Source organism: Microcoleus sp. (assembly GCF_049646505.1).
Lineage (GTDB): Bacteria > Cyanobacteriota > Cyanobacteriia > Cyanobacteriales > Microcoleaceae > Microcoleus.
Genome location: NZ_JBARVX010000464.1, coordinates 1 through 14,634 on the forward strand (window position 1 = coordinate 1; position 14,634 = coordinate 14,634).

Genomic DNA, 14,634 nt, shown 5'->3' on the forward strand with positions numbered 1-14,634 from the left:
CATTATGCGATCATACTGTATCCATAACCAGGATTACATCACTCAGGAGCCGTGTGCGGTGAAAGTCGCTCTTCCCGGTTTTGTAGGAGAGATGGTGGGGGACACCCTGCCATCGACTCTCTAACAAATCCTTTTGACCCGCAAATTATTTTGGTAACTAGCACCAACGGCACAGGAAACGCCGGAAACATCACGATCGATACAGGACGATTGCTGATAGACAATGGAAGCGTATTGGGTAGCGCCACGTTAGGTGCTGGCAACGCCGGAAATATGACCTTCCGTGCCAGGGTTTTTGATATGGCCGGTTCTGGGATCAACAGCGGCACAATTGCGGGGAGTACGGGTAAGGGAGGAAGTTTCACCTTTGAGGGAGAACGTTTAAGAGTGCGCGATGGCGCTGGTATCGTCAGCATTACTCGCAGTGAAGAAGCAGCGGGGAATATCAATATTCAAGCTTCCGAATCAGTAGAAATTTTGCGAACTCCCGACGGCAATCCTACCCCAACCTTTATCGGCGCAACCGCCGTCAGCACTAAGGGGAGAGCCGGGGACATTAATATCGACACGAAGCGGTTGATTATCTCTGAAGGAGGCGGAATTAGTTTATCTAGCGGATCTGTTGTTGGCAACCAACCGTTGAATACAACTGCGGGGCAAGGAGGTAATTTAACAATTAGAAGCTCTGAGTCAGTAACAGTCGAGGGTATTTCTGGAGTTTTGGCAAATGGGAGTCGGACTGCTAGTTTCATCTCCGCTGATGCCTACTCTGCCAGTCCCGGAGGGAGCATGAACATTTCTACACCTGTAATCACTCTACGGGATGGGGGAATTATTTCTACGGCATCTTTAGGCAGAGGAGATGCCGGAAGCATCACGCTTGATGCAGGCCGCGTAAACGTGATAGGTAATGGGGGGTCAGGTGAATTTAACAGTCAAATTCAGATTTCCGTTGGGATTGCATCTGGTGTAATCAATCCCAATGCTACGGCGAATGCAGGTTCGTTGAATCTGAATGTCGGGCAATTGATTCTTCGCAATGGAGGAACACTCAATCTGCAAGCCTTGGGATCGGGACGGGCTGGTAACATTAACGTGGAAGCAGACTCAATTTCCCTTGACAACCAAAGCACCATTGACGGTAGAACTGAATCCGGTGCCGGAGCAAATATTAACCTCGAAGCACGGGATGTCCAGTTACGCCGAGGGAGCAGAATCACAACTGATGCAGGTAGTTCTGGCGGCGGTAATATCAATATTAAAAGCGATATTCTGGCTGCTTTACCCAAGGAAAATAGCGATATTACTGCTAATGCGCGATCGGCCCAAGGTGGTCGCGTGAATGTCAATGTCCCCAATGTCTTGGGCTTTGCAGCAGCCACTCGCGAACAGGTTCGAGGTACTTTGGGATTAACAGATGCTCAATTTGCAGATTTGCAAGTAAGTCCTACTTCTCTGCTTCCCACCAGCGATATTGCGGCTATTTCCCAAAGTGGCGGCCCGGCTTTGCAAGGGACAGTAACGTTTAGCCCTGCTGGGGTGAATCCGGCTCAAGGTTTAGTGGAACTGCCGCAAAATTTGGTCGATCGGGCGGCATTAATTGCTGCAAATCCCTGTCTCGAAGGGGGCGACAACGAGTTTACAGTCACTGGGAAAGGGGGAGTGCCACCGAGTCCTAACGATGTTCTCAGCAGCGAACCTGCACCGTTTCCGTGGGTGGAAGGTTCGGCAGCGGATTCTGGAACGGATTTAAGGGATGTTACGGATAGAAGTTCGAGGGAAGAAATGGAGAAAAAAACTCAGGAAGTGGTTCCCGCGCGCGGTTGGGTGATGAATGCAAAAGGGGAAGTTACGCTGGTTGGATACAATCCGGGTAATGCTGCTGACTCTCGCAATCCTCGATCGAACTCTGGTTGCGCGCCCCGTTTAAAATAAGTTGGTTTACAGCAGGTGAAGGCTGATATCATGTCACTTTGATTCAGACTTGGATCGTGTTAATTTTGTAGGGACTCCCCTCGCCGATATATAGCAATCCTTGCAGGAGTCGTAAGTTTTTTACCCCACCCCAACCCTCCCCTTGAATCAGGGGAGGGAGCAAGAAATTCACAAATGATTTAGGATTGGTATATTTGATAATTATCGACAAATTATGTAAACCTGCCCCCTCCATACTGATATCTCATAAAATATGCGCCTATCGCTCTTTCTCAATTGCAAGCTAGATGAATGAATGAGAGTTTACCGCCGATTTATTTTTACATTCCTAAAAGCCAGTGGCCTGCAGGAAAATTGCCAGAAATTCCTGAAAAATACTGGCAGTGGATGAGTTCTTGGGGTAGCAGGTACGGCCGGGGAAAGTATGATTGGACTCTGCAAACTTATCTTTATTTGAAAGCGGACGGGTTGCAGTGTCAATTAATAGATTTTATGCCGGATGAAGGCATCGTGCTGTCGCATCGAGATTTTTTATCCGACAATTTGCAACCGCTGCCAAAGTTGCTGGTTGTTTGTATTAAAGTGGATAGAGAACCTCACCCTTACGCTCAGTTACAAGTAGTGCAGAACGATCGCGATCCGCTATTTAGTCGATCGCCCTTTTTATGGCAGTGTCATCCGCTCAAATTTTGGCTGCAACCAGGGTTAATTCCCCGCGATTCGGGTCCGTCGGGGCGAAATCTTTGAGAATGCAGCCTTCTTCGGCGTTTTAGACAGTCTAGCACCGGAATTGCAAGCACCTTCTTGGGGCGAAAAACTCGGCGCTTTGGGTTTGGATTGGAAAGTCGTGGGGTGCGATCGCTGGCACGATTACAGTAAAGTTGATGTGATTGTGGCTGTTCGCAGTTTTGAGGGCGAATTCACTTTTGACTCGAAACCTCCCTCGAAATTGATTAACGCTTGGCACGCGGGCATTCCGGCGGTTCTCGGCCGCGAATCTGCATACCGCAGGGAACGCAAAAGCCAACTCGATTACATAGAAGTAGCTTCGCCGGAGGAAGCGATTGCTGCTGTTGAGATGCTGCGGGGCGATCGTAATTTGCGCGCGGCAACGATCGAAAATGGTAGAATCAGAGCACAGGAAACGGCAAATGCCCAGATTATTTCGCAGTGGCGCAATTTTTTGACAAACGTAGCTGTTCCTGCATATTATCGTTGGTGTACCGCATCTATTTGGCAGCAGCAAATATTTTTAGCCCGCCGCCATCTAATTATGAAAGCAAACCGCCTCCAAAGCCGCCTCAATCAATTTATCTCTAAGAAATAGCCGTGAAAATTTGCTATTTTATCCAAACTCATCAAAATCCCCAACAAATTTATCGCCTGGTTCGCACTATAAAAAAATCGAGTCCTAATTCTCAAATCCCGATCAACCACAACTTTAATAGATGCGATTTAGACTTGACTCCGCTGCAAGAATTGTCAAACATTCATTTGTTGACGAATCAAGAATATTTAATCCGCGCCGATTTTTCTTGTCAAGTTCAACCCTATTTAAATGCGATAGACTGGTTGTTTGCCAATAATTCTGATTTTGACTGGCTGATTAATTTGACCGGCCAAGATTATCCGACTCAACGGCTGTCAAAAACTGAGGAGTTTCTCGCGAAAACTGACTCGGATGGTTTTATTCGGTACTGGGATGTTTTGGCTGAGGGAATACCTTGGGACAAACAGAAGGGATTCAAACGGTATTATTGCCGTTACTGGCGAATTCCCGGCCGCTGGAGTTACAATTTTTTGAAAGAGTTTCAGCAGTTGTCGGCTGTGCAAAAATTGACTCCGCTGCAATTTTACCTGAGTTACGGCCCGCTGGTGGGGATACCGCGCCGATCGACCTTATTTAGCGATCGGTTTATTTGCTACGGCGGCTGTGGTATACTCTTTCTAGAAAGTGCGTTGAATACATCAAATATTTTGCGAACAGTCGCCCGGATTTTGTGGATTACTATCAAAAAACAGTAGTTCCAGAAGAGTCTTTCATCCAGACTATCTTGGTCAACAATAAAAACTTAAATCTGGTGAATGACGACAAACGCTATATTGATTATACCAATGCAATCGCCGGTTCACCAAGAACGCTGACAGTGCAAGATTATGCGACAATTACTAACGGCAACTTTCACTTTGCGCGCAAATTCGACCTCAAACAAGATGCGGAAATTCTTGACAAACTAGATTCCTTAATTTTTACTTAAAAAACCAGGTTCGCAGCATCAAACTTCAGTCCGCCTCAAAACCTGAACGCCAAAGTCCACAAAACGAACAGCAAAACTAAAGTAGTTAATTTTTTAATGAAAGTAGAAACCAAGGGATTTATCACTATTTTAACAGGTCTTTACTCATTCCAAGATTGCATTCATTTTTTGGCATCAGTCAGGAAATTTCACCGCGAACCCATTGTTGTTTTAATAGATAGAGTTCCTCGGATTTTATATCCTTTACTTCTGGCGTTTGGAAATGTGAAATTGCAGCCCGCACCGCCTGACGAAAATCCTGTTTTGGCTTCGCGGCAAGCTAAGGTGGCTTTGTATGACGGCTCTCCTTTTGAGAAGACTATTTACATGGACTGCGATATTTGTTTGTTGTCGCCAATAGATGAGGTTTTTGACTATCTTGATGAAGTGGATTTCCTGGTGACTGAAGATCTACAACCTGCAATCGCTAAAGCTGCTCATTTATTAAGAGTTGAGCGAGATATTCTGTCTACTTTGCAATCTGTAGGATTACCTTTGAGCGAAAATAGTATTCAATACAATAGCGGATTTATCGCTTTTAAAAAAAGCACTAAAAATCAAAAGTTTTTCCAAGATTTTAAGAAATATTTCGAGATAGTAATTACTAATCAAAACCTGCTAATGTTGAGAGATCAAGGTGCTTTTGCTGCTGGGATCGAAGCGGTAAAACCAAAAATGAAAACATTGTCGCCTGTTTACAACTACTTAGACCAGTGGAAAGCCACTTATACGATCGACAAACCGATTAAAGTAATGCACTGCACTTATCCTTACCGCCCTCAGTACGCGAAGAACGTGACGCGATCGCTTTTTACTAGAATATTCGATCGCACTGCTAAAATATTTCTCCCAAATCAACTTAACAATCCGTGGCGTTTAAAATAATGAAAGTTGGTGGCAAAACAGCATCAAAAGTAACAAAATTTACGCAAAAAATTTAAAAAATAGCGTCAGTACATCCGAGAATTTACCTAGAACAAACAAGAGTAAGAGAGCGGGTTTTCCCCATTTTTCAGTCATTTGTATCATAGATCGTTAGCTAAACCCGCCCCTACTAATGACTGATAACTGATGACCAATGACCAATGACTTACTTAGGGACTGAGCTTTCCCTCGGTTAAAAACTCGATTTCTGTTTTCTGGAAATCCAATTTTCGATCGCCTTGACAAAAGCTCGATTAAGCAGGAAAATCAAACAAATGTCAAAAAAAATACTCAGTGAAAGTTTCATTAGTGGTGAGCGATTTATCGGGAGCAAGCGCAATTCGTGCCTTTATATTAGCTCAAGTGCTGATCGAGCTTAACTGCGAGGTAGAAGTTGTCGGATTTAAGTTTGGTCGAGAATTGTATGCGATTCCTCCTGCAAACATCCCAGTATATGCAATCCCAGGAAAAAACTATCCGGGGTTTTTGATGGATGCTCAAAAAATTTTGAAAAAAATAGATGGAGACATCATTTATGCAGTCAAACCTAAACCCACAAGCTTTGGTTTGTCGCTGCTAAAAAAAATACCGAGTCGCCGCCCTGTTATTTTAGATATTGATGACTTGGAACTGAGCTGGTTCGGTCAAGATGAATGGCAATACCGCCCTTCTTTTAAACAACTTTATCGAGATATATTCAAACAAAACGGTCAATTGAGAGAACCAGATCACCCGCTATATGTCAAGTGGATGGAAAGTTTAATCCACCGTGCTAATGCAGTCACCGTTCATACTGAGTTTTTACAACAGCGTTTTGGCGGTGTATATTTGCCGAACGGTAAGGATACTAAAATGTTCGACCCTGCTAAATACAATCCTGAATTGAGCAGAGAGCGCTATGGCTTGTCTGGGTATAGAATATTAATGTTTCCGGGTGCGCCTCGACCTCACAAAGGTGTTGAGGATGTTTTGATGGCCCTCGAGCAGTTAAACGAGCCGGATTTAAAATTAGCGATCGTCGGCGGAAGTCCTTATGACGATTATGATGATAGACTTATGCAACAATGGGGGCGTTGGATTGTTAAACTCCCAAGGTTTCCAATCGAGACAATGCCTGAAGTTGTAGCGGCGGCTCACGTTGTCGTTGTTCCTCAGCGAGAAACTCTGACAGCGGTGGCTCAGTTTCCGCTCAAGCTGACAGATGGCATGGCAATGGCTAAGCCTGTTTTATCGACGCGAGTGGGGGATATTCCAGCAATTTTAGGGGGAACCGGTTATTTAGTCGAGCCGAGTTCTCCCGGTCAAATTTCCCAAAAAATTAAATGGATATTTCAAAATTTGACAGCCGCGAATTTGCAAGGAATGAAAGCTCGGGAAAGATGCGTAAAAAAATATAGCATTCAAGCAATGGCACCGATACTTTCAGATATAATCTTAGGTAGATTGAGGTGACATTTAAGCGGCTGAAGAGAGGAAGAAAAACTGGGTATAATTAAAGTATATTTTGAGATGCCATACTGTTTAGCTGGGAATGCTTCATGTCTGCCAATAAGCTACTCCTAAAATTTGCCAGACGATATCCCGGCAGGATTTTGTTAACTGTGATCCTGGGCTTTTCTGGGGCTTTATTCAGCGGTATCAGCACTACTCTGATTGTACCAGTGCTTTTAAATTTTTTGGATGAAGCGATCGAGCTGCGCGGCGCTCCACCTCTCATTAAAACTTTGATGTATCCCTTTGAGGGAATGCCCGAAAATCAGCGTTTAACGTTGATGGCCGGGGCAATTTTTCTGGCAATTTTTTTAAAGAATATTGCGAGTTATATCAATACTTTAGTGGCTACTTCTCTGACGCGCTCTCTAACTTTTGATTTGCGAGAAGCTGGTTTGCGGTTGTTGTTAGAAGTAGATTTGGATTTTTACTCTAAAACTAAAGTCGGGGATTTAATTAATAGATTGGGCGGAGAGATTGGCCGGACGGCTAGTGCAGTTGGTACGGCGATCGGAATGTTTACTACTTCAATTACTGTTTTGGTGTTTGTGGGCTTGCTGCTTTCTATCTCGTGGAAACTGACGGTGACAGCTACATTTTTGCTGGCGTTAGTTGCTTGGACAAATCAATATATTATTCACCGTTCCAAGCATTTTGGTCTCATGCTTTCTGAAATGTCGAAAGATTATTCGGTTAGGGTGCTCGAAACTATGACGGGGATTCGGCTGGTAAAGTCAACTGGGAACGAGGAAAGAGAGTATCAGCGGATCAAGCATTTAATTCAAAGGCGAGAACACGCAGATTTTCAAGCTCAGGTAAATTATGCGGCGATCGCCCCAATTAACGAAGTTGTTAATTTAATAGTTATTCTTTTGATTGTATTTGTAGGGCGCACATTATTTGTTAATGAAATAGAGTCTATTTCAACAGTTTTATTAACCTATTTATTGGTGCTTTTTCGATTGATTCCTTTGATTTCTCAGTTAAACAGCGGGCGCAGTCAATTTGCGAATACGTCGGCTAGTGTAGAGGTGGTCAATGATTTTTTGAGCTCCGATGACAAGCCGTTTATGCTGAACGGTTCTGTGCCTTACACTCATTTGCGATCGGGAATCCATTTTAATAAAGTATCTTTTAGTTATCCGACTCACAAGAGTTTAGTGCTTCAAGGAATTGATTTATTTCTACCTCGCGGCACCACTTTGGCTTTGGTAGGAACTTCGGGTTCTGGTAAGTCAACTTTGGCAGATTTACTGCCGAGATTTTACGATCCTACTGAAGGTAATATCTCGATTGATGGCACAGATTTGCGGGAATTTGAGCTAAAAAGTCTCAGAAAAGCGATGGGTATTGTTAGCCAAGATACGTTTTTGTTTAATGCTTCAGTTCGGGAAAACATTGCTTACGCTAGGCCCGAATCGACTGATGCAGAAATTGTGGAAGCGGCGCGGGGAGCGAATGCTTATGAGTTTATCGAACTGTTGCCGGAGGGGTTGGATACTCAAATTGGCGATCGGGGTGTAATATTATCGGGAGGGCAGCGCCAGAGAATTTCCATTGCTAGAGCTTTGCTGCAAAACCCGGAAATCTTAATTTTAGATGAGGCTACGAGTTCCCTGGATACGGTTTCCGAAAGATACGTGCAATCGGCGATCGAGAAATTGAGCTGCGATCGCACAACCTTAGTCATCGCCCACCGCCTCTCCACAGTCCAAAAAGCCCACAAAATCGCCGTAATCGATCGCGGAGAAGTAGTAGAAATGGGTTCCCACGAAGAATTGCTAGCAAAAGGAGGTTACTACACTCGCTTGTATTCAGTACAATTTGCCGAAGAAACCGCTCGCGATGAAGCACTAATTAGAGGTTCTTACGAAATTCGCACTCGCCTGACTCCCATGATAGCTTACCTCAAATTGCTAGTAGATGAAATGGTAGATTCTCCCGAAGAAAGAGACGAGTTAATCAGAGAATCATTTCACTCCGCTGCTAATATTTTTAAAACCTTAGAATTTATAGAAAACACTATCAAACGTCAAACTGTTAAAAAGTAGGTAATTGGCAGTTGGCAGTTGTTAGTTGGCAGTTGGCAGTTGCCAGTTGGCAGTTGATTGCTCGTTACCAGGCTCTGCCTGGTAATGCAGATCCGGAGGCTCTGCCTCCTTCGAGGAAAGCAACTTACAAGAGAAAGGACTGTAGGAGGTGTTTAAGTTATTAAGTTTTCGATCCTTAACAGCTAACAGCTAACAGCTAACAGTCAACAGTCAACAGCTAACAGTCAACAGTCAACAGTCAACAATTCCCAATTCCCATGTCTAAATATTATATCTTTTTTACCAGAAATGTCTTGCCGCAACCCAATATAGCAAGCTTAGTTCAAGTTGCACACTCTGCCAATGCCGCAGCCAATCTCGGTTATCCAGCAGTTTTAGTATACCTTCGCAAAGGCTGGAGCGCTTTAAATCCGGTTGATTTGCTTTTTCCTTTTCAACCGAGAAAACCCGATGACAAACTTGCCCAAACCTACAATCTTGAGGAAAACTTAAAAGTAGCAGATTTGCCAGTGCCTGCCCTCGATTTTTGGGACAATAAGTGGACGAATGCGAGTACAATAGTTTGCAAATACTATTTACCAATTCACCTGCTTAAATCAACTAAAATCGTCCACAGCCGCGACTGGAACTTTGTCAAAGCTGCCATTAAAAACGGAATTCCCGCTATCTACGAACAGCACCACCATGAAGACAAGAAATTTGCACCCGAAATAGTTGGCAATCCTCTATTTCAAATTGCTGTAACTGTTGCAGATACTGTTCGAGACAGCATGATTGAGAATGGGATGCCGCCAGAAAAAATAATTACGCTGCACAACGGTTTTAACCATTTGTTTCTCGCCAGACAAACGGAAGCAGCCCAGAATTGGCGACAGCAGCTATTAACAGATGGAAGACAGTATTTAGCAGTTTATGCGGGGGGACTTTACCCGTTTAAAGGTGTTGATATGTTGGTAGATGTAGCTAAGGAATTGCCGGAAGTTCAATTTGCGATCGCCGGTGGTGACTCATCCCAAGTTACAGCATACCGGAAATTAGCTAAAGAGAAGCAAGTTAACAACATTAATTTTCTCGGATACCTGCCTCAAAATCAACTGGCTAGCTTGCTGCAAGCTGCGGATGTTTTGACTCACCCTCACTGTTTGACAGAGGCCGCGACGTTCACGTCTCCTTTGAAGTTCTTTGATTATATGGCGTCGGGAACTCCGATTGTAGCGACGGAGATTACATCTTTGATGGAATTTAAATCGGGAAATATTGCAGCAATTTGGTGCGAACCGGATAACCCGCAGCAGTTTGCACAAAGCATTCGAGATTGTTTGACCACATATCCGAGGCAGTTGGAAGGTTATGCAGAAACATTGAAATTTGTCAAGCAATTTTCGTGGGAAAATCGGATTGAGAGGATTTTGAGTTATGTGGATGACGAAGTGCGATCGCAACTTATTAATTAGTTTTGTATAATTTTAAATTAGCTATTCCTAGCTCCGGCGGTTGAAACCGCGGCCAAACAAACAAAGTCCGGATGGTGCGCGGACTCAGAGAGCAATGAACCCAAAAATCATCGGCACAATCACTACATACCCAGGGATGAGTCAAAGCGACTGGCTGTGGCAACAAACCCCCCAAAACTTCGGCAAATGGGGAAATATTCAAATGCTAGCCAATCACCCCGAACCAGACTTTTTACTTATGTATCAATTCGACTTTCCCCGACAACCAAAACAGCAATCGTGGATGGATAAAATACGAAATTACAGGCATCATAAACCAGAAAATGACATTCGAGACAAATTCCGCAACGTTCCCCAAGAACGGATTATTTATCTAATCAGAGAGCCGCCATTACCCGAAGTAATTGAAATTACCAAAGCCAACTACGAACAAGCCAAACTTTATTGCGGTTACGTTTCTGGGCCAGACGACTTCGCACCAAAACCAGATTATATGCCCGCGATTTGGTATCACTCTAACTCGTTTCGAGAACTGAATGAAATGCCGCCACCAGCTAAAACTAAATTCTGTTCTTGGATAACTTCAGGTGTTAGCCGCAGCGCCAACCACCGCCACCGATTGAATTTTATCAAATTGCTGCAACAACAAGAATTAAACTTTGACCTTTACGGGCGAAACTTGCCAATTTGGGCGCAGGGAAACGGCACTGTTAACAATAAATGGCACGCCGTCGCACCGTACTATTACAATTTGGCTGTGGAGAATTATGCTGAAAACGATTTGTATGTCAGCGAAAAACTTTGGGATGCTTTGTTAGGTTGGTGTTTGCCAATTTATTACGGCGGTTCGGCGGCGGATAAGTTGTTGCCTGCAGGGAGTTTTCTGCGGCTTCCGAGTTTGGATGAGAAAGGAGTAGAATTTATTCAAGAGGTGATTGCAACCCCGGATTATTGGCATGAAGCGAGGGAGAAAATTGCGGAAGCGAGGCAAATCATTCTCCATGAATTGAACTTGCTGAATTGGCTGTCCAATTTTGTATCTTAGGAAATAGCGCAATGACAGATAATTCGGCGGTTGAAACCGCAACTACACAAACAAAGTCCGCCTACGCGGACTAATAGATATGAATGGAATTTGCACGCTAGCCAACGACATAGTTTACGATCAACTAATTGCCTTGCTCAACAGCATTGAAATTATCTTAGGCTCAAATATTCCTGTCTGCATTTATCCTTTCGACGAGCAAATCGAGCAAATCAAAGCAGAAATTGTTAACCGTCCTAACGTTTTTATTTATGAAGATAGCGCATCTATTCAGCGATGGGACGAATTCATGGAATCAGCCGCCCCAGAGCGTTTGAACCGCAAAAAGTTTCGGCTTTACGGCGCGCACCGGCGCTTTTGCGCTTTCGACGGCCCGTTTGAAAAGTTTATCTATATGGATGCTGATACTTTGGTGATGAATTCCCTTGATGCGGTTTTTCAGAAGTTAGAGGAATCGGATTTTGTGGTTTATGATTTTCAATTTCGCGACGCAACTAAAGTATACAATATTCAGTCACCAAAACTGCTCGAAGTTTTTGAGCAAAATCGGATAGATTCGGAAATATTTTGTTCGGGATTTTACGCTAGCAAGCAAGGATTGTTTGAGCAAGATACTAGGGAATGGCTGTTAGCTCAACTGCAATCGGGCGAGGGGGAAATTCTCTATGCAGGTGCGGGAGAACAGCCGTTGCTCAATTATATGGTGATGAAAACGGGGATTAAGAGCTATAATTTTGCTTGTAGCCTCCCGGATGGGGAGACAACTGGGTGTAGCGTCACTTCCCAACATTTTGAAGAACGCGATAATATTTTGTACGATAAGGGAAATCGGCTGACTTATCTTCATTATATTGGTGTGCCGCCGGATTTAATTCGGAGGGTGTGTGCGGGGGAAAATATTGAGTTTCCCTATGGCGATTTGTTTCTGCATTACCGCTATCTCCGGGAACCGGAAAAGCATCCGGTTTTTACGGAACCGCTAAAGTCTTATACTGAGGTTTCTAGGTCGAATTTGTTAACCAGGGTATTGAGAAGGTTGAGGATAAATGTTTGATTGTTAAACTGCAGAGGACGCAGAGAACGCTGAGAGAGAAGAGAGATGAGTTATTCTGATGTTAATGGATTTGATGTGAGTCGCGGTATTTATATTGTTGCTAATGATAAGGTGATGGAAAGCGCGATCGCCCTTATGGCAAGCATACGTCTGTACAATTGTCAAGTACCAGTTTTTCTGATTCCGTTTGACGACAATTATCAGCAAGTCGCGGCCGCACTCAGCAGCCTCTACGGGGTGCAATTGTTCCCAAATCTGGAGTTTGTGGAACAGTTTACCAGAGAAATTGGCCAAATGTTCGAGCGCACTTTTCTAGCCCTTCCCAACAAAATGCGGAAACTCTGCGCCTGGTTTGGCCCCCTCGACGAATTTCTGTACATCGATACCGATATCATCGTTTTTGAAGACATCGCAGCCAACTTAAACAAACTCTCAGAAGTAGACTTTTTTTGCTGCGACTATCACCACCTCAGCGAAAAACTGCGAAATGTATTTTCACCTGTCATAAAAGAACAGAATATATTTACCGACTCACAGCTTCAAGATGTCTTTAACAGCGGTTTTTGGGCTTCCAGAAAAGGCACTATTACCGAATCGCAAATGTACAACATTTTGCGAGAATGCGCGCAGCATCGAGAATATTTTGATTTTACTCAAAATGTTACAGACCAACCTATACTAAATTACATGATTCTTAAGTTAATTCCCAAGCGCTGCAATCTGGTAAAAACTTCAGCCACCGAACCCGGTAGCTGGGCTGGTTCTACACATTTTCAAGAAATAGATTACCTGCTTTATGACAAAGGCAAAAAGTTAAAATATCTGCACTGGGCTGGGATACCAATTAAATCGGGTAGTCCTTACTGGAAACTTTGGCAACATTATCGTTATTTACATCAAGAAAAACCTAATTTAATGCAAAAATTGTTCCGATATTTGTAGGGTGTGTTGGGCGCTGCTTTAATATTTGATATCGTGGTAGAAATGCGGAAGCGCCCAACGCACCTCACGCAATGATTGGGTGCGTTGGACGCTATATTTATACCATTTTTATAAAATCGTGCAACATTCTTTGACCCCCCCTAGCCCCCCCTTGCAAAGGGGGGGGACACGAATTCTGTTGCATTCGTTTTTAAAATTGGTATTATATTCAACATAATGCGAGATTATTGGGAAGCGCCCAACACACCCTACGGGATACATTTTCTATTAAAAAACTATGGCTGAGGGCATTTATATTCTGGGAAACGATGTGGTTTTTGACCACTTAGTTGCTTTATTGAACAGTCTCGAAGTCAACGGCGCGAAAAATATTCCTGTTTGCATCATTCCCTATGACGATAACTTGCAAAAAGTGCGAGTAGAAATTGCCTCGCGAAGCAATGTTACTTTATTTGAAAATACCGATTCCATCCATTTTTGGGAAGACTTGGCGACTCAAGCTTGGACATCTCACAAAAAAGCTCAAAAAACTTGGCAAGCTAAAGGTTGGCGACAAGTTCACTGTCTGGGAATGCACCGAAAATTTTGCTGTTTTGACGGCCCTTTTGACAAATTTGTCTATTTTGATGCGGACACTCTGTTAATGGGTTCTCTGGATGCCATTTATCACAAACTTGATGAATTTGATTGGGTAGCAAACGATTTTCAGTACAAATCTGACCTCAATTATGTGTTTGATTTCTCCTCAGAAAAACTCGCAAAAGTTTTCCAGATTGACAGACTAAAATCTCAGATTTTTTGTGCGGGTTGGTTTGCTTCAAAAAAAGGTATTTTAAATCCCCACAACTCAGTCGAACTATTAAACAAATTGAGTTCAGGAGAAGCGGAAATCCTGTCCTTGCGGGGAACTGACCAACCTTTATTTAACTATTTTGTCGCCCGCAGTAACATCTCTTTTTATAATTTTGCTTACCATCAACCTGCAGCGGTAACGGGCAATCATTGGTCTTCTAAATTTGATGTGATAGATTATGTTTTATACGATAAAGGACGGCGGCTGACTTATTTGCACTACATGAGCATTTCGGCTGCCAAGTTTACTCGATTGTGTGCTGGGGAAGATGTTGAGATTCCCTACCGAGAGGTATTTCTGCACTACCGCTATTTGAATTCGCCGGAAAAACTGCCAAATCTCGCGCCGCCCAATTTGTTGCTTCGTTTGGGTAGAAATTTCAAAACTTTGGTAGTTAAAAAAATTAATAATATTATGTTTAAGTTGCGAAGTTTTGGGATTGATGGTGATTATACCAATTTCATAAAGTAGCGCTAGATATTATATCGTTTCCGGTAGCATCGGAATGATTTAACCGCAGAGGGCGCAGAGAACACAGAGGAAGACAAGAGAGAGATGAATACAGAACTATGAAGCGTGGATTTGATC

General features: G+C 43.4%; 13 protein-coding genes. All 13 read left to right on the forward strand.

Features of this window, described 5'->3' with window-relative positions; all coding sequences use genetic code 11:
- The first annotated feature begins 150 nt into the window (after positions 1 to 150).
- The 13 genes from WBA89_RS22300 to WBA89_RS22360 all read left to right on the forward strand — a co-directional run bounded on the left by WBA89_RS22300 (position 151) and on the right by WBA89_RS22360 (position 14,517).
- Positions 151 to 1,935 carry a hypothetical protein gene (locus WBA89_RS22300; RefSeq protein ID WP_424409533.1) on the forward strand — a complete coding sequence of 595 codons (1,785 nt, stop codon included), beginning with the start codon at positions 151 to 153 and terminating at the stop codon, positions 1,933 to 1,935.
- Positions 1,936 to 2,226: 291 nt separating this feature from the next.
- Complete coding sequence (locus WBA89_RS22305; protein ID WP_424409535.1) at positions 2,227 to 2,682, forward strand: hypothetical protein; 456 nt, start codon at positions 2,227 to 2,229, stop codon at positions 2,680 to 2,682.
- Positions 2,683 to 2,725: 43 nt separating this feature from the next.
- A complete protein-coding gene (locus tag WBA89_RS22310) occupies positions 2,726 to 3,262 on the forward strand; it encodes a glycosyltransferase (protein WP_424409536.1) in 537 nt (178 codons plus the stop codon).
- A 2-nt stretch (positions 3,263 to 3,264) separates the two neighbouring features.
- Positions 3,265 to 3,960 carry a hypothetical protein gene (locus WBA89_RS22315; RefSeq protein WP_424409537.1) on the forward strand — a complete coding sequence of 232 codons (696 nt, stop codon included), beginning with the start codon at positions 3,265 to 3,267 and terminating at the stop codon, positions 3,958 to 3,960.
- Positions 3,855 to 4,193 (forward strand): beta-1,6-N-acetylglucosaminyltransferase, encoded by a 339-nt coding sequence (locus WBA89_RS22320; protein WP_424409539.1) that lies wholly within the window; start codon positions 3,855 to 3,857, stop codon positions 4,191 to 4,193. Before WBA89_RS22315 ends, WBA89_RS22320 begins: the two co-directional genes overlap by 106 nt.
- Before the next feature lie 96 nt (positions 4,194 to 4,289).
- Positions 4,290 to 5,117 carry a hypothetical protein gene (locus WBA89_RS22325; protein WP_424409540.1) on the forward strand — a complete coding sequence of 276 codons (828 nt, stop codon included), beginning with the start codon at positions 4,290 to 4,292 and terminating at the stop codon, positions 5,115 to 5,117.
- A 333-nt stretch (positions 5,118 to 5,450) separates the two neighbouring features.
- Positions 5,451 to 6,608 carry a glycosyltransferase family 4 protein gene (locus WBA89_RS22330; RefSeq protein ID WP_424409542.1) on the forward strand — a complete coding sequence of 386 codons (1,158 nt, stop codon included), beginning with the start codon at positions 5,451 to 5,453 and terminating at the stop codon, positions 6,606 to 6,608.
- A gap of 86 nt (positions 6,609 to 6,694) precedes the next feature.
- Entirely contained in the window at positions 6,695 to 8,698 is a 2,004-nt protein-coding gene (locus WBA89_RS22335) for an ABC transporter ATP-binding protein (RefSeq protein ID WP_424409543.1), read from the forward strand.
- Positions 8,699 to 8,955: 257 nt separating this feature from the next.
- A complete protein-coding gene (locus WBA89_RS22340; protein ID WP_424409545.1) occupies positions 8,956 to 10,152 on the forward strand; it encodes a glycosyltransferase family 4 protein in 1,197 nt (398 codons plus the stop codon).
- Between the two features lie 94 nt (positions 10,153 to 10,246).
- Positions 10,247 to 11,197: a glycosyltransferase family 10 domain-containing protein gene (locus WBA89_RS22345; RefSeq protein WP_424409546.1), complete on the forward strand. Its 951-nt coding sequence runs from the start codon at positions 10,247 to 10,249 to the stop codon at positions 11,195 to 11,197.
- 79 nt (positions 11,198 to 11,276) lie between these two features.
- A complete protein-coding gene (locus tag WBA89_RS22350) occupies positions 11,277 to 12,251 on the forward strand; it encodes an Npun_R2821/Npun_R2822 family protein (protein ID WP_424409547.1) in 975 nt (324 codons plus the stop codon).
- Positions 12,252 to 12,326: 75 nt separating this feature from the next.
- Positions 12,327 to 13,193, forward strand: a complete 867-nt coding sequence (locus WBA89_RS22355) for an Npun_R2821/Npun_R2822 family protein (protein ID WP_424409550.1) — start codon at positions 12,327 to 12,329, stop codon at positions 13,191 to 13,193.
- Between the two features lie 277 nt (positions 13,194 to 13,470).
- Positions 13,471 to 14,517 (forward strand): Npun_R2821/Npun_R2822 family protein, encoded by a 1,047-nt coding sequence (locus WBA89_RS22360; RefSeq protein ID WP_424409549.1) that lies wholly within the window; start codon positions 13,471 to 13,473, stop codon positions 14,515 to 14,517.
- Positions 14,518 to 14,634 lie beyond the last annotated feature (117 nt).

Coding starts and splice junctions, on each gene's coding strand:
- WBA89_RS22305 (WP_424409535.1), top strand. CDS start 2,227: ATGAATGAGAGTTTACCGCCGATTTATTTTTACATTCCTAAAAGCCAG.
- WBA89_RS22325 (WP_424409540.1), top strand. CDS start 4,290: ATGAAAGTAGAAACCAAGGGATTTATCACTATTTTAACAGGTCTTTAC.
- WBA89_RS22335 (WP_424409543.1), top strand. CDS start 6,695: ATGTCTGCCAATAAGCTACTCCTAAAATTTGCCAGACGATATCCCGGC.
- WBA89_RS22340 (WP_424409545.1), top strand. CDS start 8,956: ATGTCTAAATATTATATCTTTTTTACCAGAAATGTCTTGCCGCAACCC.
- WBA89_RS22345 (WP_424409546.1), top strand. CDS start 10,247: ATGAACCCAAAAATCATCGGCACAATCACTACATACCCAGGGATGAGT.
- WBA89_RS22350 (WP_424409547.1), top strand. CDS start 11,277: ATGAATGGAATTTGCACGCTAGCCAACGACATAGTTTACGATCAACTA.
- WBA89_RS22360 (WP_424409549.1), top strand. CDS start 13,471: ATGGCTGAGGGCATTTATATTCTGGGAAACGATGTGGTTTTTGACCAC.